The following is a 22,992-nucleotide window of genomic DNA, read 5'->3' as shown; positions in this document are numbered from 1 at the left end:
TTGAAAGGGAGATGTTCACCTCCCGCGCAGGGCGATCACCGGGTTCGCGGGTTCTTCGATTGCTCGTGGCGCAGGTGACGGCGGGAGACTCCTCCCCGGCGCAGCCGACCGGGATCCCTTCCACAGAACAACCACGCGTCGAGGATCTTCGGCCGCGGCGACCATAACGTCGATGCGTGGACCCCTTCGAAGCTCTGGCCGAACCCGTGCGGCGCCGCCTCATCGAGATCCTCGCCAGTGGGGAGCACACTTCCGGTCAGCTGGCAGATGTGGTGGGAGTCGAGTTCCGCATCAGCCGAACCGCAGTATCCAAGCACTTGCGACTGCTGCGCAAAGCGGGGTACGTCGACGTGCGCGCGGAGGAGAAATGGCGGTGGTACCGCCTCGACCGCAGGGGCTTCGAGAGCCTCGAGGCTTCCGTGGCAGACCTACGGTCGAAACTGAACCGGGCGATCGGATGGAATCCCGATACAGGCCAGAAGTACGACCCGCTCGCAGTTCTGCCTTCCTACCCGCCGGTTCCATTTCGCGGACCGGGAAAGCCGCCCCGGCGTGGCCGAAGGGGTATGCAGCGCACGTTCCAGACCTGCGGAAGCCCCGATGACATCGCACCGCTGCGCGTGCCGATCGAGATCACGTATTCGCCACCTCACGCGCAGGACGACCCCGCGGTCGAGTTCGACTTCTAGGCTGGGAACCATGACAGTCCCCAGCGTGACCCTCAACGACGGCAACACGATTCCTCAGCTCGGCTACGGCGTCTTCAAGGTGCCGCCGGCCGACACCGAGCGGGCCGTCGCCGAGGCGCTGGAGGTCGGCTACCGCCACATCGACACCGCCGCCATCTACGGCAACGAAGAGGGCGTGGGCGCGGCCATCGCGGCGAGCGGCATCGCGCGCGACGAGCTGTACATCACCACCAAGCTCTGGAACGACCGCCACGACGGCGACGAGCCGAACGCCGCGATCGCCGAGAGCCTCGCCAAGCTCGGGCTCGAGCAGGTCGACCTGTACCTGGTGCATTGGCCGACACCCGCGCACGACAACTACCTGCACGCGTGGGAGAAGCTCATCGAGCTGCGCGGCGCGGGTCTCACGCGCAGCATCGGCGTCTCGAACCACCTGGTGGCGCACCTCGACAAGATCGTGTCGGCCACGGGAGTCATGCCGGCCGTGAACCAGATCGAACTTCACCCCGCCCACCAGCAGCGCGACATCACCGACTGGGCGGCCGCCCACGACGTGAAGATCGAGTCGTGGGGTCCGCTCGGCCAGGGCAAGTACGACCTGTTCGGCGCCGCGCCGGTCGCCGCGGCGGCCAAGGCGCACGGCAAGACGCCGGCCCAGGCGGTGCTGCGCTGGCACCTGCAGAAGGGCTTCATCGTCTTCCCGAAGTCGGTGCGTCGCGAGCGGCTCGAGGAGAACCTCGACGTCTTCGACTTCGAACTCACCGCCGACGAGATCGCCGCCATCGACGCGATGGAGCCGGGCGACGGCACGGGTCGCGTCAGCGCGCACCCCGACGAGGTCAACTGACCGCCCACGAGCGGCGGGAGCGGATGCCGTGAACCCTCGTCTCGCGGAAGCGACGAGCCCGTACCTGAGAGCCCACGCGGGCAATCCGGTCGCGTGGTTTCCGTGGGGCGAGGAGGCGTTCGCCGAGGCGCGGCGCCGCGACGTGCCCGTGATGGTGTCGATCGGCTACTCGACGTGCCACTGGTGCCACGTGATGGCCCGGGAGTCGTTCGAAGACGAGACGACGGCGGCCGAACTCGATGCCGGGTTCGTGTCGATCAAGGTCGACCGCGAGGAGCATCCTGAGGTCGACGCCGCCTACATGGCGGCGGCTTCGGCGTTCACGTCGAGCCTCGGCTGGCCGCTCACCGTGTTCGCGACGCCCGAGGGGCGGCCGTTCTACGCCGGCACGTACTTCCCGCCGCAGCCCCGTGTGGGCATGCCCGCGTTCCGGCAGGTGCTCGCCGCCGTCCACGAGGCCTGGACCGGGCGGCGCGATCAGATCGACGAGACGGCGGATGCTGTCGCCCGGGCCCTCGCGGAGGTCCGCGACTCCTCGCCCGCCTCGGAGGCGACGACGCCGTCCGCCGCCGACCTGGTCGATGCGGCCCACGCGCTCTCGGACCGGGAGGATCCGCGTCACGGCGGGTTCGGCGACCCCGCCGCGGGCGCCCCGAAGTTCCCCGTCGCGACGGCGCTGCGCTTCCTGCAGACGCGGGTCGTCCGCGAGCAGGCGGCCGAGGCATCCGTGGTCGCCGACCGTGCGCTCACGGCGATGGCCGCGTCGCCGCTCCGCGACGCCGCGGAGGGCGGATTCTTCCGGTACGCGACCCGACCCGACTGGACGGTGCCGCACTACGAGCGCATGCTGACCGACAACGCGCAGCTGCTCGACGTCGCGATGGACGCGGTTCCGTCCCGCGAAGACGTGGCTCGCGGCATCGCGGGTTTCCTGCGGGACGTGCTGCAGCAGCCCGGCGGCGGCTTCGGCGCCGCACAGGACTCGGAGTCGTGGATCGACGGCGTTCGCAGCGAGGGCGGCTATTACGCACGGGATGCCGCGGACCGGGCCGGTCTCGCGCCTCCGGCCGTCGACGGCAAGGTGGTGAGCGGCTGGAACGGCCTCGCGATCGGCGCACTCGCGCGCGCGGGCGCGCGGCTGGCAGAGGCATCCTGGATCGAGGCGGCCCGGTGGGCGGCCGACGCCGTGCTCGACGTCAACCTCACCGCGGACGGACGCCTGCTGCGCGCCTCGCTCGACGAGGTGGCGTCGCGGGCCCATGCGACGCTCGCGGACCACGGGCAACTCGCCGCGGGCCTCCTCGCCCTCGCCGTCGCCACCGGCGAGGTCGCCTACGCCGTGCGGGCCAGAGACCTCGTCGACGCCTGCGTCGGCGCCGACGGCCGGGTCGCGGTTCCGGGCGGGGGAGACCCGGTGCTGTCGCAGCAGGGGATCGGAGCACCGGACGCCGCCTCCGACGCCGACGAGCCGTCTGGCGCTGCGTCGGTCGCGGAGGCGGCCGCGGCACTCTGGGTGCTGGGCGCGGGTGACACCTACCGGGTGACCGCCGAGCGTCTGGTCTCCGCCCACGCTCCCGCCGCCCTTGCGCAGCCGCTCGCGTACGGCGCGCTCCTGCGGGTCGCCGCGGGCATCGCCGAACCTCCGCGGCAGGTCGTGGTCGTCACGGACGACGCCCGAGGCGCGCTCGCGACGGCGGCGCGCAGCATCCGTGCCGATGTCGTGAGCATCGTGTCGCCGGAACAGGCGCTCACGTGGGCCGAGGCGGGGTTCGAGCTGTTCGCCGAGAAGGGGCAGCGCGACGGGCGCCCCACCGCCTACGACTGCCGCGACTTCGCGTGCCGGCTCCCCGTCACCGACGCCGCCGACCTGACGGCGTGAGGCGCGGTCACACCCAGCTGTTCAGCCACATGTGCAGGTGCCAGAAGTCGTAGGGCACCGTCATCGCGGAGATGATCGGGTACCAGAACGCCGACAGTGCAAGCGCGACGGCGAGGAACACGAGCACGAGCCGCTGGCCCGTGAGCCGGCGGTAGGAGTCCGCCGATGGCGGTCCGGCGATGTCTTTCAGGGCGAACGTCAGCGCGAGCAGCATGAACGGCAGGACGAGCACCGTGTAGAACTGGAAGATCGTGCGCTGGGGGAGGAACAGCCACGGCACGTAGGTGACCGCGATCCCGGTGAGCACGAGCGCGTAGCGCCAGTCGCGCACGACGACGAAGCGGTAGGCGAGGTACAGCACGGCCGCGACGCCGGCGTACCAGATCAGCGGATTCGGCATCGTCGAGATGACGTCGACGCAGCCGCTCGGGGCGGTGCAGCCGTTCACGCCCAACGCGTCGTGGTGGTAGTAGACGCCCGTGGGGCGCCACAGCAGCGGCCACTGCCACGCCGGGCTCGCGTAGGAATGCCCGGACATGATCCCCGCCGTCGACGTGTACATGGCGACGTGATACAGCCACAGGCTCTCGAGGGCATTGCCGCCCGCCTGGCGGTCGTACCCGCGTTCGGTGACGAGCCAGCCGGTCCAGGACGCGAGATACACCGCCAGAGCGACCGGGACGAACAGCGTGAAGGTCGCGAGGCCCTGGCGCACGGCATCCGTCGGCCAGAAGAGGACGCCCGCCCGGCGCCGGGCGAGCGCGTCCGTCACCACGAGATAGACCCCGAGGCCGGCGAGCACCCATGCGCCCGACCACTTCACGGCGCTCGCGGCGCCGAGGGCGGCGCCCGCCGCGATGACCCACGGCCGGTTCCAGAGCACCGGGCCCCACTGCACCTGCTTCACGCCCGGCGCCGCGTCGCCGTCGTAGCGGGCGGCGACGGTCTCGGCGATGCGCGTCATGGTGCGCTCGCGGTCGCGCAGCACGAAGAGGAAGGCGAGCAGCACGAAGAACGTCAGCGACGTGTCGAGGAGCGCGATGCGGCTCATCGAGATCGCGAGCCCGTCGACGGCCATGAGCAGGCCCGCGACGACGGCGAACGTGGTCGAGCGGGTGAGGCGCTTCGCGATGAGCATGAGCACGAGTACGCATGCGACGCCGAGCAGCGCCGTCGTGATGCGCCAGCCCCAGCCGGACTCGGGGCCGAGCACCGCCATGCCGAGCGCGATGATCCACTTGCCGAGGGGTGGGTGCACGACGAACGACGGGTCGTTGGTGAAGACGTCCACGTCGCCCGAGAGGAAGCTGTCGTTGGCGCCGGAGGGCCAGGATGCCTCGTACCCGAGGTTGAGCAGTGTCCAGGCGTCCTTGACGTAGTAGGTCTCGTCGAACTGGTTCATCAGGTCGTGCGCGGCGGCGAGGTTCCACAGACGCAGGACCGCCGCGATGACCAGAACGATCGCGGGACCGAGCCATCCATACAGTCGCCGAGCGCGCGCGTCCTCGCTCAGCCGGCGGGCGAAGCGGTCGTAGAGGCTCGGTCGTGCCGGGGGGAGCGGCGCGGCAGGCTGGCCGGCCTCGAGCCGCGGGGCATCCGTCACCCGGTCAAGTTTAGGCTGAGGGCGTGATCATCCTCGCGGCGACCCCGATCGGCAATCTGGGAGATGCCTCGAAGCGTCTCGTCGAGGCGCTCGAGGAGGCGACCGTCGTCGCCGCCGAAGACACTCGCACGACGCAGCGGCTGCTGGCCGCCCTCGGCATCGCGAACCGCCCGCGCCTCATCGCGCTGCACGACCACAACGAGAAGGAGCGGGCGCCCGAGCTCGTGGAGCTCGCGCGCGAGCAGGACGTGCTCGTGCTGAGCGACGCCGGCATGCCGACCGTGAGCGACCCCGGCTACGGTCTCGTCGCGGCGGCCGCCGCGGCCGGCGTCGACGTGACGGCGATTCCCGGTCCGAGCGCCGTCGTGACCGCGCTCGCCGTGTCGGGACTGCCGACCGACCGTTTCACGTTCGAGGGCTTCGTCCCGCGCAAGGCGGGGGAGCGAGCTGCGACGTTCCGCGCACTCGGCTCCGAGCCGCGCACCATGGTGTTCTTCGAGGCGCCGTCGCGCGTCGCGGCGACGCTCGCCGACATGGCCGCCGGGTTCGGCGCGGATCGTCGTGGCGCCGTGTGCCGAGAGCTGACGAAGCTCCACGAAGAGGTGGCGCGTGGCACACTCGCCGAACTCGCCGCCTGGGCCGAGCCCGGCGTCCGGGGCGAGCTCGTCATCGTCGTCGAGGGGGCGCCTGCACGCGGTGTCGCCTTCCCCGACGCCGTCACGCAGGTGCTCGAGCTGGTCCGCAGCGGCACGCGTCTGAAGGAGGCCGCGGCCGAAGTGTCCGGCCTCACCGGACACTCCAGCCGCGAGCTCTATCAGGCCGCGCTCTCCGTCCGCGGGTAGCGCCTTCGCCCCGCCGTCACTTCCGCACGGTGACCGCGAGGTCCTTGCTCGTGGTCGCGCCGGCGTCGTTCGCGAAGACGACACGGTAGGTGTGCGTGCCGCGCGTGGCGGTCGTGACGGAGAACGTTGCGCGCTGCGCGCCAGGCGTCGACGCGACGAGCGCGCCCTCGCCCATGAGGGTGTCGCCCTCGTAGAAGCGGTAGGTCGTCGCATTCGTGCCCCACCACAGGTCGGCGGTCAGCGTGTAGGTGCCGTCGCCGTCCTTGTTGTCGTGGCTCAGCACGGGCGTGCCCGGCGCGGCGTCGGCCACGGTGACCGTCACCGGCACCAGGGCGGTCGCGCCCCGCGAGTTCACGAGCTCGCCGGTGTAGACATAGACGCCGTTCCTCCTGCCCGTCACCGGGATCTCGGCCGACTGCTCGCCGACGCCGCCGTACGCGAGCGCCAGCGTGGCGATGCGCTCGCCGTTCTCGAACACCCGCAGCTTCGTGCCGTTCTCGCCCCACCACAGGTTCATTCGCACGGTGTACGAACCGTCCTTCAGGCCCGTGTCCCAGCCGTTGTCGTGCGACAGGATGCCGCGGCCCGGTGCCTTCGCGGCGGTGTCGAGCACGACGAGCCCGTCGACGGCGTCGGCGAGCGCGATCGCCGCGCCGTCGACGGCGGCGCCGGACGGAGCATCCGCCGACAGCACGATGTGCGCCCGCTCGATCGCCGCTTGCAGCGCCGCCGCGGTCGTCGCCGTGTACGCCGACCCGTCGATCCCCTCGGCCGCGGCGAGGTCCGCGGCGAGGGTGGAGGTGTCGACGCCGGTCGGTGCGGCCCGCACCAGCTCGAGGTCGTCGATGGTGCCCCACGCTCCGCCGTTGAGCGACGCGGTGACGGTGACCGTCACGCTGTCGCCGGCTGCCACGTCGATCGGCGCCGTCGTCGGCATCGACCAGGTACGCCAGCCGTCCATCGAGAAGGGGACGGATGCCTCGGCCGACCCGCTCGAGACGCTCAGGCGCACGCTGCTCGCGGCGTCCTCTCCGTCGCCCTGCAGTGCGCCGCGCACGACGTACGACCCGACGGGGACGGCGTCCACTCGCTGCGTCAACGTGAAGGAGAAGGGTCCCGAGGCCCAGAAGTGCGCGGACCGCGCGCCGGAGTGCGGGTCGTCCCATGCGCCGATCGTGAGCGCTGTACCGGTCTTCGTCCACGCGCTGTTGTCACCCTCGAACCCGGGGCTGCGCAGCAGGTTCTTCTGCGAGACGACGACCGTGGCGGTCGCCGCGAGACCCGCCGAGGTCGTGCCCCCGATCGCGTAGGTACCGGGGCCGTCGATCCATGTCGCCGCGTCGGACCACGTGACCGGCTGCGTCTCGGACGAGCCGTCGTTGTACGACACCGTGACGGTCGACGGCAGGGTGACGGCATCCCCCTCGGTGACGCCGAGCTCGACGGGGGCCACCGCGGTGACCTCGCGCGGCGCGACGGCGCCGGTGCGGGCGTACGCGAACACGCTGAGCGACTCCAGCGGCGTGCCGTCGTGCGCGAAGAGCGCCTGGTTGTCCCACGCGGAGCCGCCGTACCACCGGCCCGCGTCGTCCGGGTCGTACTCGCCGGCGTAGCTCGAGGCCCAGCCCGAGCCGTGCGCCTCCCACAGCGCCTTGTTCGCATCGAGCGCCGAGGGCGGGCCGACCGGCAGCCAGGCGGGCTCCCAGTAGAAGACGCCGATTCCCGCGGCGCCGACGTTCGCGACCGCCTGGATGACATCGCGCACCGCCGTCGCCTGCCCCTGCACACTCACCGGGTACTGCGTGGCCTCCGAAGGGAGGTCGATGACGTTGCCGTGGCCGTCGCCGTCCTCGAGCGTGTACGCCCACGAGGTCTCGGCGACCATGACCTTCTTGCCGTACACATCGGCGACGTTCTTCAGCACGGAAGTGAGGTTTCCGAGCGACCCGTGCCAGTACGGGTAGTAGCTCGACGCGAACACGTCGTAGTCGACTCCGCGGGAGGCGAGGTTCGCGGCGTACCCGGCGAAGCGCCCGCTCGTCTCGGGGTTCGTGAAGTGCACCGCGACGAGGGCGCCGGGGAAGACCGCCCGCACCGCCGCAGAGCCGGCGGAGAAGATCTGCGCCATGCCGTCCCAGCCGCTGACGCCCGCCACCGCATTGTTCGTCTCGTTGCCGACCTGCACCATCTGCACGTCGACGCCCGCGGCCTCGAGCTCCTCGAGCGCCTGCGTCGTGAAGTCGGTCACCGCGACGGCTTTCTGCGCCACCGTCATCGACGCCCACGCCTTCGGCGCCTGCTGCTTCGCGGGGTCGGCCCAGAAGTCGGAGTAGTGGAAGTCGACGAGGACGCCGAGTCCGGCATCCGTCGCCCGCTTGCCGATCGCGACGGCGTGCGCCACGTCGTTGTCGCCGCCGCCGTAGCCGTTGCCGGCCGCGTCGAACGGGTCGTTCCACACCCGCACGCGGACGTCGGTGACTCCGGCGTCGGCGAGCACGTCGAACAGGTCGGCGGGCTGCCCGGCAGCGTCGCGGAACACGACACCGGATTCCTCGAGCGCGATCGCCGACGACACGTCGACCCCGCTGATGAAGTCCGCGGGAAGATTCTCGACCTTCGGCACGGTGATGCCGGCTTCGACCGGCCCGTCGTCTGCGGCGGCGGGTGCCGACGCGACGCCGGTGATGGCCAAAGCGAGGGATGCTGCGACCGCCGCGAGGCGCGCGGGTCTGGGGTGGTGAGACACGGTGTTCTCCGATCGACGTTGATCTTCGGGGAGGGCTGGGGATCAGCCCTTGACGGACCCCGCGGTGAGGCCGCCGACGATGTAGCGCTGCAGCGACAGGAACAGGACGAGCACGGGGATCGCGGCGATCACGGCACCCGCCGCGAACAGACCCCAGTTGGAGGCGAGCTGGTTCGAGACCCACTGGTACATGCCGACCGCGAGGGTCCAGTTCTCCTCCGAGACGAGGACGATCTTGGCGATGATGTAGTCGCCGAACGCCGCGATGAAGGCGAGGAGGGCGACCACCGCGAGGATGGGCGTGACCAGCGGGAAGATGAGGCGCCAGAAGATCTGCGCGTGGGAGGCGCCGTCGATCTTGGCGGACTCGTCGATCTCGATCGGCACGGTGTTGAAGAAGCCGTACATGAGGAACGTGTTCACGCCGAGCGCGCCGCCGAGGTACACGCAGATGAGCGCGATCTTGGAGTTGAGGCCGAGCGCCGGCACGACTTCGCCGAGCCCCAGCAGCATCAGGAAGATCGCGACGAACGCGAGAGCCTGCGGGAACATCTGGATGATGAGGAGGCCGGTGAGACCCGCGCGGCGGCCCGAGAACCGGAAGCGCGAGAACGCGTATGCTGCTGCGGCGCCCATGAGCACGGCGCCCACCGACGCGATGCCGCCGATCAGGAGGGTGTTGCCGGCCCAGATCCAGAAGCTCGTCCCCCCGAGCGCCGCGTAGTTCGACAGGTCGATGACGCTGAACAGCGCGTTGCTGGCGGCGAGCGTGCCGTTCGGGTTGAGCGACGCCGACAGCACGTACACCAGCGGGAAGATCGCGTAGAAGACCACGACGACGGCGAGCAGGTACTTCCAGCCGACGTCGAGCAGCCAGCGCCGCCGGCGTGCCGAGCGGCGGTCGCTCGGCACGCCGGGAGTGCGGATGGTCGATCCCGCGGCGACATCGGTGGCGGTGGACATCACTGGAACTCCTCGAGCTTGCGGGTCTGGCGGAACGCGATCGCCGAGATGCCCCCGACGACGGCGAACACGAGGATCGACAGGGCGCTGGCGAGGCCGTAGTCCGCTGCGCCGCCCGACACCCCGGAGATGTCGTAGATGGCGGAGATCAGGATGTCGGTGGCGCCGAGCGCGTACGGGGCGCCGGGGATCGCCGGCCCGCCGTTGTTGAACATGTAGATGACGGTGAAGTTGTTGAAGCTGAACGCGAACGACGAGATCAGCAGCGGTGCGGTGGCCACGAGCACCAGCGGCAGGATGATCGAGCGCAGCTGGCGCGAACGGCCCGCGCCGTCGAGCGATGCCGCCTCGAGCGTGTCCTGCGGGAGGGCCTGCAGCGCCCCGGTGCACACCAGGAAGTAGTACGGGTACGTGAGCCACAGGTTCACCCACACGACCGCGGCGCGTGCGAGCCACGGATCGCCGAGCCAGTTGATGTTCGCGCCGAAGAAGAAGAGGTCGTTGATCACGCCGAACTCGGCATTGAACATGCCGCGGAACAGCAGCGCCGACATGAACGCCGGGAAGGCGTACGGGAGGATGTACAACGTCCTGAGGAACCGCCGGCCCTTCAGTCGCGCGTCGTTGTAGATCAGCGCGAGCAGGAGGCCGAGTGCGAACGGCAGGACGACCGACAGCGTCGCGAACACGAACGTCCAGACCGTGACCGACAGCAGCGTCTGCGCGAGCGCCGGGTCGGTGAACAGGCGGAAGAAATTCTCGAAGCCGACATTGACATACCAGCCGGTGGGGAGGGCCGAGCCGTCCTCGGCGACGAACGAACCCTTGTCGTTCGCGGTGTACACGGTGCCCGTCGTGGAGTCGGTGATCGTCTGGGACGCAGCATCCCACACCAGAGTCGACTCGTAGACGGCGCCCGAAGAGCCGTCGCGCGTGCGGATCGAGCCGTCGTTGGGGTCCTCGGACACGGGCACCCGCAGGCCCGCGATCTGCTCCTGCAGGGCGGCGTCGGTGATGACGGTGGCGCGGGGCACGACGTCCCAGCCGGAGACCTCCGACGGAGCGCCGGTGCTGCCGACCTCGGCGTCACGAGCCTCTTCGAGGGGCTGCTCGGCGGAGCCGACGAGAACGTCGCCGTTCTCGTCCACGATCGCGAAGCCGAGCCCGCCTGCGCGCTCGACGACCGAGAGCGCGTAGGTGGGGGAATCCTCGATGCGGCGCTCGCCCTGGATGAGCGCGGCCTCGACCGCCTGCTCCTGGGTGCCGGCGTGGCCGGTGCCGTAGTTCGTGAACGCGATGTACGCGGTGTAGCCGAAGATGAAGACCTGGAAGACGAGCAGGAACACCAGACCCGGCAGCAGGTACTTCAGCGGCAGCGCCCGCCGGGTGAAGTAGACGATGTCGGCGGCGAGAAGCAGCACGAGCGTCGCCGAGAACACGACCCACGACTCGACGCGGAAGGCGCTCAGCAGGGTCATCACGCCGAAGGCGTTGACAAGGGCCATCAGGGCGAGCTTCGCGAGGAAGCCCCCGCCGGGGCCGCGCCAGCGGCGGGCGTGCGATTCGCGCGGCGGCGTCTGCGCCGGCGCCGGGGGGATGGTGGGTGCGTCCACCGTCATGCGTCTGCTCCTGTCACGGGGCCTCATCGCCGGGCGTGAGGGGGATCGACGGGTCGATCCGGGGAAGAGGGTGGGATCCGGGAGGCGGGGAGAGGCACTCGCCCGCCTCCCGGAGCAGGTCGGCCACCAGTCGGTGACCGGGTTCAGGCGGCCGCGATCACCCCTCGACCGCGGTCTGGACGTCCTGGACCATCGTGTTCCACGTCGACACGGGGTCGGCGCCGCTGATGATCTGCGACTGCGCCGCGTTCCACAGGTCCCAGACCGAGCCCATCTCGGGGATGCTCGGCATCGGGACGCCGTTCTGGGCCGACGCGAGGAAGCCCGCGATGATCGGGTCGGACGAGACCTCGGTCGCCAGCGTCGACCACGCCGGGATGCGCGGGTCGGCCTCGTAGAGGGCGCGCTGCGCCTCTTCGGTGCCGAGGTAGTTGACGAGGAACTCCTGCGCGAGCAGCGCGTTCTTCGACTGCGAGCTGAGGTAGAAGCCCTGCACGCCCACGAACGGCGCCGCCGTCTCGCCGCCGGCCGACGGGATCGGGTTCACGGCGATGTTCGCGACGTCGGTGTAGGCGCTGATCGCCCACGGGCCCTGGATCGTGTAGGGCGCCTGGCCGCTGTTGAACAGCTCGTTGTTGATGTCGTAGTCGACGGTCGTCGAGATGCAGCCGGTGCCGGCGGTGCCGTTCGCGCCGAGCCACGTCGCGAAGGCCTCTCCCGCGGCGCCGCCCATGCCGACGTCCGTCGTGTACGAGCCCGACGCGTCCTGCACGAACACCGGGGCGCCGAACGACGTCTGGAAGCCGTACATCGTGTAGCCGTCGCCGGTCTCGCCTGCGGTGTTGATGACGAACGGACGCTCGGCGCCGGACGCCACGCCCTTCTGGATCATCTCGTCCCACGTCGCGGGAGCCTCGGCGCCGACGAGGTCGACGTTCTGCACGAGTGCGATGGTCTCGAGCGAGTAGGGGAGGGCGTACAGCTGGCCGTCGTAGGTCATGGCCTCGAGGGCGACGCTCTCGAACTCCGACGCCTTGTCGCCGAGGTCGATCGTGTCGACGACACCGGCGGCGAGTGCGCCGAGCCAGTCGTGCGCGCCGACGGTGATGTCGGGGCCCTCGCCGGTCGGCACCTGCGCGATGAAGTCGTTGCGGAGGTCCTCGAAGTTCTTCTTGACGATCTTGACGGTGGCGCCGGTCTCCTCTTCGAAGGCCTTCGCGGCGTCCTTGACCGCCGTCTGACGCTCCTCGTCGGTCCAGACGACGAGCTCGGCGCTGCTGTCCGCGGCCTCGTCGCCGCTGTCGGACGAGCCTCCGCCGGCGCAGCCGGCGAGGACGACCGCTGCCGTGAGCGCCAGCGCTCCGAGTGCGATCTGCTTTCGCATGGTTTCCCTTTCGGTGATGTGGTGTTGCAGGGTTCGGTGGGTCAGGGGGTGCGCGCGATGCGCACGACGGCGACGCCGCCCGCGGGCACGAGGAAGTCGCCGTCGATGACCGCGCCGGTGAGGAGCTCGACACCGGATGCCGCGAACGGGGCATCGTCGTCGCGGTGGTTGACCGCGATCGCGTAGTCCGCGTCGTCGCCGCGCCGCACGACGACCTCGAGGCCTGCGGGGTGACCCGAGGGGGCGACGCCGGCGTCGGCGTACACGTCCGTCATGAAGGTGCCGAGGCTCGCAGCATCCAATCGGGTGCTGATGTACCAGCCGTGCCCGGTGCCGTGCGCATGACGCGTGACCGCCGCGTTGCCGGCGCCCGGGCCGTCGAGGTAGGTCGCCTTTACCTCCGCGCCGTGCAGGACGAGGTCCTCCTGCCACGCGTCGGCGTGGAGGGTGGCCGATGCCGAACCCGACCACCGCACCGCGTGACGGGCGCCCTCGCGCAGCGGCAGGAACTCCTCGACGGTGACGCCGAGCGCATCGCGCAGCGGCGCGCCGAAGCCGCCTGGATGCACGGCGTCGTTCTCGTCGACGACGGCCGAGAAGAACGACACCACCAGCGTGCCGCCGTCCTCGACGTAGCGGGTGAGGTTCGCGGCGTCCGCGGCGCTCAGCAGGTACTGCGCGGGGGCGAGCACGAGCTTGTACCCGGAGAGGTCCTGGCCGGGGAGGGCGAAGTCGACCGTGATGCCGTCGCGCCAGAGCCGCTCGTAGAACGCGCGGATCTGCTCGGCGTGCGACACGTCGACCGACGGGCGCCACTCGAGGTCCTGCGCCCAGAACGACTCGAAGTCCCACAGGATCGCGACGTCGGCGGCGACGCGCGAACCGCGCACCTCGTCGAGGCGCCCGAGCGCGTCGCCGAGCTCGACGACCTCCCGCCACACGCGGGAGGAGGTGCCGGCGTGCGGGATCATCGCCGAGTGGAACTTCTCGGCGCCGGAGCGTGAGGCGCGCCACTGGAAGAAGAGGATGGCGTCGGCGCCCCGCGCGAGGTGGGTCAGCGAGTTGCGAGCCATCTCGCCCGGACGCTTCGCCACGTTGCGCGGCTGCCAGTTGACGGCCGACGTGGAGTGCTCCATGAGGATCCACGGCGCGCCGCCGCCGACCGAGCGGGAGAGGTCCGCGGCGATCGCCAGTCCGATCTCGCCCTCGCAGTCGGCCGCCCACAGGTAGTGGTCGTCCGACACGATGTCGACCTCGCGGGCCCATGCCCAGAGATCGGTGGTCCAGCTCTGGTTCGCCATGAAGTTCGTGGTGATCGGCTGCGACGCGTGGGCGCGGATCGCATCGCGCTCGGCGATGAAGCAGGCGCGCAGCTGGTGGTCGGTGAAGCGCGCGAAGTCGAGGCGCTGCGCCGGGTTGACGACCGACGGCGCCGCGGCCGGGGCTCCGATGTGCTCCCACTCGCCGTAGCGCTGGCCCCAGAACGTCGTGCCCCACGCCGCGTTGAGGGCGTCGAGCGTGCCGTACTTCTCGCGCAGCCAGTCGCGGAAGGCACGCACCGACTGCGCGGAGTAATCCTCGCCGACGGGCACGCCGTACTCGTTGTGCACGTGCCACATCACGACGGCGGGGTGCGAGCCGTAGCGCTCGGCGAGCGCGGAGGCGATGCGCACGATCGCCTCGCGGTAGGCGGTCGACGCGTGCGAGGCCATGCCGCGTGCACCGAAGCCCATCGTGACGCCGTCGCGCGAGACGACGCGGGCGTCGGGGTGGTTCGCAAAGAACCATGCCGGGGGAGACGCGGTGGGCGTGCCGAGGTCGGCCGAGATGCCGTTCTCGTGCAGCAGGTCCAGCAGCTCGTCGAGCCACGCGAAGTCGAAGACGCCTTCGCTCGTCTCGAGGAGGGCCCACGCGAAGATGCCGACGCTGACCAGGTTGACGCCGGCCTCGCGCATGAGCCCGACGTCCTCGCGCCACACCTCTCGCGGCCACTGCTCGGGGGTGTAGTCGCCTCCGTAGGCGATGCCCCGGATCTCGGGCCAGCGGTCGGGCGAGGTCATGGACGCTCCATCGGGTCGGTGCAGGGGTCGTGCTGCAGTGCGGGACGGTCACGTCGGTGGCTGTGACCGGTCACAGTCTTACCTGGACGGATGCTTCGGCGCAGGCTCCGCTCGGGAACCGTTACGGAACTGTGACCGGTCACAGTCCGCACCGTGTCGTCGCACGTTCCGGGCCATGGCGGGGGTAGAGTCGCTCGTCGTGGAGGAGACGACGTCCGTGCGGCGCAAACCGACGATCCGCGACGTCGCTGCGGCCGCGGGCGTGTCGCGCGGCACCGTGTCGCGGGTGATCAACGGCGGGCACTGGGTGTCGCCCGACGCCCGGGTGGCCGTCGAAGAGGCGATCCGGCGCACCGGCTACACCGCGAACCATGCGGCGCGCAGCCTCGCCACCGGGCGTGCGGGCTCGCTCGCGTTCCTGCTGACCGAGCCGCAGCACCTGCTCTTCCAGGACCCGACGTTCGCGCTCCTCCTGCGCGGTGCCGCTGAGGCCCTCGCCCAGCGGGCGATGACGCTGGTGCTGCTCGTCGCGGGCACGCCGGCGGAGCGCGCCAACGTCGCCCACTTCGTGAGCGCCGGCCACGTCGACGGCGTCCTGCTCATCTCGTCCCACGAATCCGATCCGCTGGTCGACGAACTGCTCGAAGCCGGCGTGCCCACGGTGTGCTGCGGCATCCCGCTCGGTCATGAAGCCCAGGTGCCGACGGTCTCGGTGGACGAGATCGGCTCGGCCCGCGAGATGACCCGCTACCTCCGTGGGCGCGGGCACCGGCGCATCGCGATGATCGCCGGACCCCACGACACGCCGGGCGGCAAGTTCCGGCTCGTCGGCTTTCAGGAGGAGATGGGCGACGACTTCGACCCGGCCCTCGTCGAGGAGGGGGATTACAGCCAGGAGTCCGGCGCCGTCGCGATGGCGCGTCTGCTCGAGCGCACCCGCGACATCGACGCCGTCTTCGCCGCCAGCGACATGATGGCCGCCGGAGCGATCGCGACCCTGCGCAAGGCGGGCCTGCGCGTCCCCGAAGACATCGCGGTGGCCGGATTCGACGACTCCGGTCTCGCCGCCACGCATGAGCCCGCGCTCACCACGATGCGTCAGCCCTGGGAGCGCCTGAGCACCGAGATGGTGTCGACGCTGCTCGAGGCGATCGGCGGCGCGCACCCCGCGCCGATCACCCTCCCGACGACGCTGGTGATCCGCGAGAGCGCCTGACCCGACACGCCCGAGTGTTACGTTCGTGCACCCCGGAAGGTCCGGACGGCGGCGTCCGGTCACAGCGGCGGCCGGGGCGTCCGCGCTGACTAGACTCGTCGGGTGACTTCCGGCCCCTCGTCCTTCTACATCACGACGCCGATCTACTATCCGAGCGACGTGCCCCACATCGGCCACGGCTACACCACCGTGGCGGTCGACACCCTCGCGCGCTGGCACCGCCAGGCGGGCGACGACACCTGGATGCTGACGGGCACCGACGAGCACGGCCAGAAGATGATGCGTGCCGCGTCGGCGAACGGCGTGACGCCGCAGGAGTGGGTCGACAAGCTCGTCACCGAGGCGTGGTTCCCCCTGCTGAAGACGCTCGACGTCGCCAACGACGACTTCATCCGCACGACGCAGCAGCGCCACGAGGAGCGCGTCCAGCAGTTCGTGCAGGCGATCTACGACCGCGGCTACATCTACGCCGGCGAGTACGAGGCGCTGTACTGCGTGGGCTGCGAGGAGTTCAAGCCCGAGTCCGAGATCGTCGACGGAACCGGCGCGTTCGAGGGCCTCAAGGTCTGCGTGATCCACTCGAAGCCCCTCGAGCTGCTGCAGGAGAAGAACTACTTCTTCAAGCTCAGCGAGTTCCAGGACAAGCTGTTGGAGCTCTACTCGAGCGTCCCCGACTTCGTGCGCCCCGAGTCGGCGCGCAACGAGGTCGTGTCGTTCGTGAAGAACGGACTCAAGGACCTGTCGATCTCGCGCTCGGCGTTCGACTGGGGCATCCCGCTCCCGTGGGACGAGTCGCACGTCATCTACGTGTGGGTCGACGCGCTCCTCAACTACGCCACGGCCATCGGCTACGGCGAGGACCCCGAGGAGTTCGCGCGCCGCTGGCCGGCGTACCACATCGTCGGAAAAGACATCCTGCGCTTCCACGCGGTCATCTGGCCGGCGATGCTGATGGCCGCCGGGCTCGAGGTGCCGCGCGGCGTCTTCGCGCACGGCTGGCTGCTCGTCGGCGGCGAGAAGATGTCGAAGTCGAAGCTCACCGGCATCGCGCCGACCGAGATCACCGACGTGTTCGGCTCGGACGCCTACCGCTTCTACTTCCTGTCGGCGATCGCGTTCGGCCAGGACGGCTCGTTCTCCTGGGAGGACCTCTCGGCCCGCTACCAGGCCGAGCTCGCGAACGGCTTCGGCAACCTCGCGTCGCGCACCACGGCGATGATCGAGCGGTACTACGAGGGCGTCGTGCCCCCGGCGGGCGCCTACACCGAGGCCGACCTGCACATTCAGCAGACGGTGGCGGATGCTGCCGCCCACGCCGACGCCGCGATCGAGCGGTTCCGCATCGACGAGGCGATCCATGCGATCTGGACGATCGTCGACGCGCTGAACCTGTACATCACCGAGAACGAGCCATGGGCGCTCGCCAAGGACGACGCCCAGCGCGGACGCCTCGGCACGGTGCTCTACACCGCCGCCGAGGGCCTGCGCGCCCTCGCGGTGCTGCTGTCGCCGGTGATGCCGGTCTCGACCGAGAAGCTGTGGATCGCGCTCGGCGCGGCCGAGTCGATCGGCCGACTGCAGGACCAGCCGATCCGCGAGGCAGGGGCCTGGGGCGTGCTGAAGCCGGGGTCCTCGGTGAACGGCCTCGCGCCGCTGTTCCCGCGCGTCGAGCAGTCGGTCTGATGGCGACACCCCCGGTTCCGTATCCCGACGCGGGTTCCGACCCGTCGCAGTACGTGCGCATCCGAGAGAAGGGGTCGCGCGACGTCACGTACCCGGCGGCCCCCGAGCCGCTCGCGGTGCCGGTGTACGACAACCACGCCCACCTCGAGATCGAGGACGGCGTCGGCCTGTCGCTCGACGAGCAGCTCTCTCGTGCGGGTTCCGTCGGGGTGGTCGGCGTGGTGCAGGCCGGTGGCGACATCGACTCGAGCCGGTGGTCGGCGTGGGCGGCGGCATCCCATCCCCGCGTGCTGGCGGCGGTCGCCATCCACCCGAACGAGGCACCCGCGTACAAGGCGGCCGGCCGCCTCGACGAGGCCATCGCGGTGATCGACGAGCTGGCCGCGCAGCCGCGCGTGCGAGCGATCGGCGAGACCGGGCTGGACTTCTTCCGCACCGACGAGGACGGCCGGCCCGCGCAGTTCGAGAGCTTCGAGGCCCACATCGCCCTGGCGAAGACGCACGGCATCGCGATGCAGATCCACGATCGCGACGCGCACGAGGCTGTGCTCGAGACTCTCGAGCGCGTCGGCGCCCCCGAGCGCACGGTGTTCCACTGCTTCTCGGGCGACGCCGACATGGCCCGCATCGCGGGCGAGCGCGGGTACTACCTCTCGTTCGCCGGCAACGTGACGTTCAACAACGCGCAGAACCTCCGCGACGCGCTCGCGGTGATCCCGCGCGAGCGGATCCTGGTCGAGACGGATGCCCCGTTCCTCACGCCGACGCCGCACCGCGGTCGCCCCAACGCGCCGTACCTGATTCCCGTGACAGTGCGATACATGGCGGCCGAGCTGGGCGTCGATGTCGACGAGCTGTGCGCGCAGATCGCGGCGAACACTCTCGAGGTCTACGGGGCGTTCGAGGACTGAGCTGACGCGGGAGGCTGCGGTGGACGACGAGCTGTGGGACCTCACGGATGCTGCGGGCGCACGCATCGGCCGGACCCACCGCCGTGGCGATCCCACGTTCCCCGAGGGGCTCTTCCATATCGTGGCGTCGGTGTGCGTGGTGCGCGGCGACGGGCTCGTGCTGCTGACCCGGCGGGCGGAGGCCAAGGACTGGGGTCTCACGTGGGAGTTCCCGGCCGGCAGCGCCCTGACGGGGGAGACGAGCGGGCAGGCGGCCGTGCGCGAGCTGCAGGAGGAGACCGGCGTGCGGGTCCTCACCTCGGACCTGCGGCTGGTCGGCCGCCTCCCCGAGCGGACCGCGCTGTTCGACTTCTACGTCGCGCGGGTGGCGGGCGACCCGATCCTCGCACTCGACCCCGACGAGGTGTGCGAGAGCGCGTGGGTGCCGCTCGCGGAGGCGATGCGTCGCGGCGCGGCCGGCGAGATGGCGGGCCCGTGGACGCCGCGGCTCGAGCAGCTCGGCGTACGCCTGGGCGCACTCGTCCGGGCGTAACGACGCGTCCTGAGCCGCAGCATCCATCCGTCCGTCTTGCCGAAGCCGGGGATCCCCGCCGAAACCGGGGGCGCCGTCCCCGGTCTCGGCGGGAATCCCTTGTCTCGACGAATCGCGTACGGGCGTGCGACCGGCGCCGCGCGGAGGTACGGTCAGTCGATGAGGGGCTTGCCGCCGGCGCCGGGCTCGTCCTCGCCGGCGACGTCTGCCGCCTCATCCGCGTCGAGCACGGGCTTCGCGGCCGCGATGTGCGAGATCGAGCGCCACACCAGCAGCAGCGTGATGAGCGAGCCGGCGAAGGCGAACCACCAGGGCGCGGTCAGGCCGAAGAGCTGGGCGAGGATACCGCCGATGAACTGCCCGACCACGAGGCCGCCGAAGACGCCGACCATGTTCACCGAGGCGATCCGCCCCTGCAGCTCCATGGGGACGAGGCGCTGGCGCACGGTCGTCGAGATCGTGCCCCACACGAACGCGTAGAGGCCGAAGCCGAACATGATGACGAAGGCCACCGCGGGTGACGTGGTGAGCGCGAACGAGAGGTGCATGAGGACCTCCAGCGACAGGCAGACCCGCATGAGCGTCGAGAACGACACGTGCTTCTCGAGCCGGCCGAAGCTGAAGACCGCGATGATGCCGCCGAGCGCTGCCGCCGTCGTGAGGGCGCCGTAGCCGACGGGCCCCATGCCCAGGTGCTCGGTGGCGTAGAGCACGAGCACACCCCAGGGGGCCGCCCACGTGACGTTGAAGACCAGGATGATGATGACGAGCGTGCGCACCGGTGGGTTGTGACGCAGCCACTGCAGTCCCTCGCGGATGGCGTGGGCCTTCGTGCCGCGGCCGGAGTCCGGATGTTCGGGCACCGGCGTGCGCGCGATCCGGGAGATGAGCAGCACCGCCAGCGCCACGCACAGCACCTGCAGCACGAACGGCCAGAACGACCCCACTGCGAACAGGAAGGCGCCGAGCGGCGGCCCGGCGAGCTGGTTGGCGACGAGGTAGCCGGCCTGCATGCGGGCGTTGCCGATGCCGAGGTCGGCGGGCCTCACGAGCATCGGCAGCAGCGTGCTGCCGGCCGAGTCGGCGAAGACCTCGGCGGTGCCGTAGAGGAACGCCACGGCCAGAACCAGCCACACGGTGGCCTGCCCCGTGACGAGGAACGCCACGAGCACCGCCACGATCACCGCCCGCAGGCCGTTGGCGAGCATCACCAGCCGGCGCCGGTCGTGGTGGTCGGCGACGGCACCGGCGAGGAGTCCGAAGAGGAGCCACGGCAGGAACTGCATCATGGCGCCGGCGGCGACGAGGACCGGTGACGACGTGAGCGAGGCGATCAGCAGCGGCGCGGCGGCGAGCGCGATGCCGTCGCCGAGGTTGCTCGTCCACGACGACGCGAGCAGCCACCGGAAGTCGGTCCCGAGGCGACGTGGTGCGATCAGTTCCCCGAGCGAAGGCATCCCGCCATCCTACGAGCGGGCGCCGGACCGGCGACACCCGAGGGACGAGACCCCCGGGGTTCACCCGGCGTCTCGTCCGCTCACTGTCGTCTCACCGGGCGGTCGGCGCGACCTTCGGGTGGACGAACAGCGTCTCGGTCTGCTCGATGTCCATGCCCTTGGTCTCGGGCACGCGCCAGGCCACGTAGATGAACGACAGCGCCGCGAACACGGCGTACATGCCGTACGTGAGGGGCAGCGACCAGGCCGACATCGCCGGGAACGAGATCGTGATGAGGAAATTGGCGATCCACTGCGCACCGGCGGCGACGCCGAGCGCCTTGCCGCGGATGCGGCTCGGGAAGATCTCGCCGAGGAGCACCCACACCAGCGGACCCCACGACGCGCCGAACCCGACGACGAACACGTTCGCGGCGATGAGCGCGATGGGGCCCCAGGGTGCAGGCAGCACGACGGCGCCCTCGGCGTCTGTCGTCGAGAACAGGAACGAGATGGCCATGAGCCCGAGCGACAGCGTCATCATGACGGATCCGGTGAGGAGGATCGGCTTCCGGCCCACGCGGTCCACCAGGAAGATCGCGATCAGGGTGACGAGCACGTTCGTGATCGAGGTCACGACGCTGATCGTGAAGGAGTCGCTCTCGTCGAACCCGACGGACTGCCAGAGGCTCGTCGAGTAGTAGAAGATCACGTTGATGCCGACGAACTGCTGGAACACCGACAGGATGATGCCGACCCAGACGATGCGCTGAAGCCCGAGCACCGGTCCACGGATCGAGACGCCGGCGTTCTTGCGGTCGGTCTCGATGGCGTTCTGCAGCTCGCGGATCGTCTGGTCGAGGTCGGCGGGCGGCATCAGGCGCGCGAAGATCTCGCGGGCCTCGTCGACGCGGCCCTTCGACAGCAGATAACGCGGCGACTCGGGCACCGTGAACGACAGGATGCCGTAGACCGCCGACGGGATCACGCCCACGAGGAACATCCACCGCCACGCCTCGAGTCCGAGCCACAGCACGCTGTCGGCGCCGCCTGCGGCATTGGCCAGCAGCGCGTCCGAGAGGAGCGCCGCGAAGATGCCGATCGTGATCGCGAGCTGCTGCAGCGAGGCGAGTCCGCCGCGGATCTGGCGCGGAGCGATCTCGGCGATGTAGGCCGGCGCGACGACAGAGGCGATGCCGATGCCCAGGCCGCCGACGACGCGCCAGAGGGCGAGGTCCCACGCCGAGAAGGCGAGGCCGGCGCCGATCGAGCTGACGAAGAACATGATGGCGCCGAGGAACATGACCCGCAGGCGTCCCCACCGGTCGGACAGGTTGCCGGCGATGATCGCGCCGACCGCGCAGCCGAGCAGCGCGATCGCGACGACGAATCCCGTGATGACGTCGTTGAGCGCGAAGTCCTTCGAGATCGAGTCGACGGCGCCGTTGATGACCGACGAGTCGAACCCGAAGAGGAATCCGCCGACCGCGGCCGCGACCGAGAGCCCGATCGCTCGTCGCCCATAGGGACTGCGGAGGGAGAACGCGTCTGCGGGGATCGAGCCGGTCGAATTCATGCTGGTCACGCTAGCGTTCGGGTCGCCGCCGCGGCAGGGGGCGCGCGGGGCCGGACGGGCGACCGCGACGACCATCGGTACAGTGGGGCGCATGCCCGTGACACTCCTCGGTGCGGCCGAGATCCGCGCGCTGGCCGCCGAACTCGACGTGACTCCGACCAAGAAGCTCGGGCAGAACTTCGTCGTCGACGCCAACACCGTCCGCAAGATCGTGCACGTCGCCGAGGTGCAGCCGGGCGATCGCGTCGTCGAGGTGGGACCGGGTCTGGGGTCGCTCACCCTCGCGATCCTCGAGACCGGGGCATCCGTCACCGCCGTCGAGATCGACCACCGCCTGGCGGAGCGCCTGCCCGCCACGGCGGCCGCCCACGGCGTTCCGGACGGCGCGCTCACGGTCGTCGACGCCGACGCGCTGCGCGTCACCGAGCTGCCCGGCGACCCGACGGTGCTCGTCGCGAACCTGCCCTACAACGTGAGCGTGCCCGTGCTGCTGCACTTCCTCGAGCACTTCCCGGCGCTCGACCGCGGCGTCGTGATGGTCCAGGCCGAGGTGGGCGAGCGCCTTGCCGCGCCGCCCGGGTCGAAGGTCTACGGCGCGCCGAGCGTCAAGGCCGCGTGGTACGGACCGTGGCGCCTCGCCGGCACCGTGTCGCGTCAGGTGTTCTGGCCGGTCCCGAACGTCGACAGTGTGCTCGTCGGCTTCCACCGGGCCGCCGAGCCCCGCGGCGACGAGGAGCTGCGCAAGCGGACGTTCGCGATCGTGGATGCCGCGTTCCAGCAGCGGCGCAAGATGCTCCGGCAGGCGACGGCCGGGGTGCTGGGCGGCACGGCGGCCGCAGCATCCGTGGTCCTGGAGAGCGCGGGGGTCGCACCCACCGCTCGCGGCGAGGACCTCTCGATCGACGACTACGTGCGCATCGCGGAGGCCGTGGGACGCGTCCGCGAAAGCTGAAATTCAGCGGATCTTCACCGTGCCGTCGGCTGGCGCACGAAACATGCCGGTAAC

At 70.6% G+C, this 22,992-nt stretch carries 17 protein-coding genes; 9 read left to right on the top strand and 8 right to left on the bottom strand.

Annotation, left to right across the window (positions count from 1 at the left end; genetic code table 11):
* Nucleotides 1-176: 176 nt before the first annotated feature.
* Genes ACEYYH_RS13580 through ACEYYH_RS13570 form a run of 3 tightly spaced genes read left to right on the top strand, consistent with a single transcriptional unit; the run spans nucleotide 177 to nucleotide 3,415 of the window.
* The gene (locus tag ACEYYH_RS13580; RefSeq protein WP_374974887.1) at nucleotides 177-689 is read left to right on the top strand and encodes an ArsR/SmtB family transcription factor; all 513 of its coding nucleotides are present in this window, start codon (nucleotides 177-179) and stop codon (nucleotides 687-689) included.
* Nucleotides 690-699: 10 nt separating this feature from the next.
* Nucleotides 700-1,536, top strand: a complete 837-nt coding sequence (locus tag ACEYYH_RS13575; RefSeq protein ID WP_374974886.1) for an aldo/keto reductase — start codon at nucleotides 700-702, stop codon at nucleotides 1,534-1,536.
* Nucleotides 1,537-1,564: 28 nt separating this feature from the next.
* Entirely contained in the window at nucleotides 1,565-3,415 is a 1,851-nt protein-coding gene (locus ACEYYH_RS13570) for a thioredoxin domain-containing protein (protein WP_374974885.1), read from the top strand.
* Nucleotides 3,416-3,422: 7 nt separating this feature from the next.
* Here ACEYYH_RS13570 and ACEYYH_RS13565 read toward each other — a convergent pair whose 3' ends face one another.
* Nucleotides 3,423-5,018, bottom strand: a complete 1,596-nt coding sequence (locus ACEYYH_RS13565) for a dolichyl-phosphate-mannose--protein mannosyltransferase (protein ID WP_374974884.1) — start codon at nucleotides 5,016-5,018, stop codon at nucleotides 3,423-3,425.
* 23 nt (nucleotides 5,019-5,041) lie between these two features.
* Here ACEYYH_RS13565 and rsmI point away from each other — a divergent pair, with 23 nt between their 5' ends.
* Nucleotides 5,042-5,860 carry a 16S rRNA (cytidine(1402)-2'-O)-methyltransferase gene (gene rsmI, locus ACEYYH_RS13560; RefSeq protein ID WP_374974883.1) on the top strand — a complete coding sequence of 273 codons (819 nt, stop codon included), beginning with the start codon at nucleotides 5,042-5,044 and terminating at the stop codon, nucleotides 5,858-5,860.
* 16 nt (nucleotides 5,861-5,876) lie between these two features.
* Here the strand turns inward: rsmI and ACEYYH_RS13555 are convergent, their stop codons facing one another.
* The 5 genes from ACEYYH_RS13555 to ACEYYH_RS13535 form a co-directional block, all read right to left on the bottom strand.
* Nucleotides 5,877-8,606: a glycosyl hydrolase 53 family protein gene (locus ACEYYH_RS13555; protein ID WP_374974882.1), complete on the bottom strand. Its 2,730-nt coding sequence runs from the start codon at nucleotides 8,604-8,606 to the stop codon at nucleotides 5,877-5,879.
* Between the two features lie 42 nt (nucleotides 8,607-8,648).
* Complete coding sequence (locus ACEYYH_RS13550; protein ID WP_374974881.1) at nucleotides 8,649-9,569, bottom strand: sugar ABC transporter permease; 921 nt, start codon at nucleotides 9,567-9,569, stop codon at nucleotides 8,649-8,651.
* Nucleotides 9,569-11,188 carry an ABC transporter permease subunit gene (locus ACEYYH_RS13545; protein WP_374974880.1) on the bottom strand — a complete coding sequence of 540 codons (1,620 nt, stop codon included), beginning with the start codon at nucleotides 11,186-11,188 and terminating at the stop codon, nucleotides 9,569-9,571. The genes ACEYYH_RS13550 and ACEYYH_RS13545 overlap by 1 nt, the downstream gene beginning before the upstream one ends.
* 157 nt (nucleotides 11,189-11,345) lie before the next feature.
* Nucleotides 11,346-12,572: an extracellular solute-binding protein gene (locus ACEYYH_RS13540; RefSeq protein WP_374974879.1), complete on the bottom strand. Its 1,227-nt coding sequence runs from the start codon at nucleotides 12,570-12,572 to the stop codon at nucleotides 11,346-11,348.
* A gap of 41 nt (nucleotides 12,573-12,613) precedes the next feature.
* Nucleotides 12,614-14,632 (bottom strand): beta-galactosidase, encoded by a 2,019-nt coding sequence (locus ACEYYH_RS13535; RefSeq protein ID WP_374974878.1) that lies wholly within the window; start codon nucleotides 14,630-14,632, stop codon nucleotides 12,614-12,616.
* 175 nt (nucleotides 14,633-14,807) lie between these two features.
* Here ACEYYH_RS13535 and ACEYYH_RS13530 point away from each other — a divergent pair, with 175 nt between their 5' ends.
* The 4 genes from ACEYYH_RS13530 (at nucleotide 14,808) to ACEYYH_RS13515 (ending at nucleotide 18,974) form a co-directional block, all read left to right on the top strand.
* Nucleotides 14,808-15,848 carry a LacI family DNA-binding transcriptional regulator gene (locus ACEYYH_RS13530; RefSeq protein ID WP_374974877.1) on the top strand — a complete coding sequence of 347 codons (1,041 nt, stop codon included), beginning with the start codon at nucleotides 14,808-14,810 and terminating at the stop codon, nucleotides 15,846-15,848.
* A gap of 102 nt (nucleotides 15,849-15,950) precedes the next feature.
* Nucleotides 15,951-17,531: a methionine--tRNA ligase gene (metG, locus tag ACEYYH_RS13525; RefSeq protein ID WP_374974876.1), complete on the top strand. Its 1,581-nt coding sequence runs from the start codon at nucleotides 15,951-15,953 to the stop codon at nucleotides 17,529-17,531.
* Entirely contained in the window at nucleotides 17,531-18,442 is a 912-nt protein-coding gene (locus tag ACEYYH_RS13520; protein ID WP_374974875.1) for a TatD family hydrolase, read from the top strand. The genes metG and ACEYYH_RS13520 overlap by 1 nt, the downstream gene beginning before the upstream one ends.
* Before the next feature lie 19 nt (nucleotides 18,443-18,461).
* Nucleotides 18,462-18,974, top strand: coding sequence for an NUDIX domain-containing protein (locus ACEYYH_RS13515; RefSeq protein WP_374974874.1), 513 nt, complete (start codon nucleotides 18,462-18,464; stop codon nucleotides 18,972-18,974).
* A gap of 152 nt (nucleotides 18,975-19,126) precedes the next feature.
* On the opposite strand, the gene ACEYYH_RS13510 is transcribed toward ACEYYH_RS13515, so the two are convergent.
* Nucleotides 19,127-20,431: an MFS transporter gene (locus tag ACEYYH_RS13510; RefSeq protein ID WP_374974873.1), complete on the bottom strand. Its 1,305-nt coding sequence runs from the start codon at nucleotides 20,429-20,431 to the stop codon at nucleotides 19,127-19,129.
* Between the two features lie 91 nt (nucleotides 20,432-20,522).
* Entirely contained in the window at nucleotides 20,523-21,986 is a 1,464-nt protein-coding gene (locus ACEYYH_RS13505) for a sugar porter family MFS transporter (RefSeq protein ID WP_374974872.1), read from the bottom strand.
* A gap of 91 nt (nucleotides 21,987-22,077) precedes the next feature.
* Between ACEYYH_RS13505 and rsmA the strand changes: the two genes are divergently transcribed.
* On the top strand, nucleotides 22,078-22,938 hold the full coding sequence (gene rsmA / locus ACEYYH_RS13500) for a 16S rRNA (adenine(1518)-N(6)/adenine(1519)-N(6))-dimethyltransferase RsmA (RefSeq protein ID WP_374974871.1): 861 nt from the start codon (nucleotides 22,078-22,080) through the stop codon (nucleotides 22,936-22,938).
* The last annotated feature ends 54 nt before the right edge of the window (nucleotides 22,939-22,992 follow it).

Origin of the sequence: Microbacterium trichothecenolyticum, from assembly GCF_041938625.1 — a bacterium.
GTDB lineage: Bacteria > Actinomycetota > Actinomycetes > Actinomycetales > Microbacteriaceae > Microbacterium > Microbacterium trichothecenolyticum_D.
The sequence above is the reverse complement of the archived record's forward strand: the minus strand, read 5'-3'. Positions and strand labels throughout refer to the sequence as shown.

What these genes read in the sequence shown, in the direction of transcription:
- ACEYYH_RS13520 (WP_374974875.1), top strand. Translation starts at nt 17,531, where the DNA reads ATGGCGACACCCCCGGTTCCGTATCCCGACGCGGGTTCCGACCCGTCG.
- ACEYYH_RS13550 (WP_374974881.1), bottom strand. Translation starts at nt 9,569, where the DNA reads ATGTCCACCGCCACCGATGTCGCCGCGGGATCGACCATCCGCACTCCC.
- ACEYYH_RS13510 (WP_374974873.1), bottom strand. Translation starts at nt 20,431, where the DNA reads ATGCCTTCGCTCGGGGAACTGATCGCACCACGTCGCCTCGGGACCGAC.
- ACEYYH_RS13505 (WP_374974872.1), bottom strand. Translation starts at nt 21,986, where the DNA reads ATGAATTCGACCGGCTCGATCCCCGCAGACGCGTTCTCCCTCCGCAGT.
- ACEYYH_RS13530 (WP_374974877.1), top strand. Translation starts at nt 14,808, where the DNA reads ATGGCGGGGGTAGAGTCGCTCGTCGTGGAGGAGACGACGTCCGTGCGG.
- ACEYYH_RS13575 (WP_374974886.1), top strand. Translation starts at nt 700, where the DNA reads ATGACAGTCCCCAGCGTGACCCTCAACGACGGCAACACGATTCCTCAG.
- ACEYYH_RS13540 (WP_374974879.1), bottom strand. Translation starts at nt 12,572, where the DNA reads ATGCGAAAGCAGATCGCACTCGGAGCGCTGGCGCTCACGGCAGCGGTC.
- ACEYYH_RS13535 (WP_374974878.1), bottom strand. Translation starts at nt 14,632, where the DNA reads ATGACCTCGCCCGACCGCTGGCCCGAGATCCGGGGCATCGCCTACGGA.
- rsmA (WP_374974871.1), top strand. Translation starts at nt 22,078, where the DNA reads ATGCCCGTGACACTCCTCGGTGCGGCCGAGATCCGCGCGCTGGCCGCC.
- ACEYYH_RS13545 (WP_374974880.1), bottom strand. Translation starts at nt 11,188, where the DNA reads ATGACGGTGGACGCACCCACCATCCCCCCGGCGCCGGCGCAGACGCCG.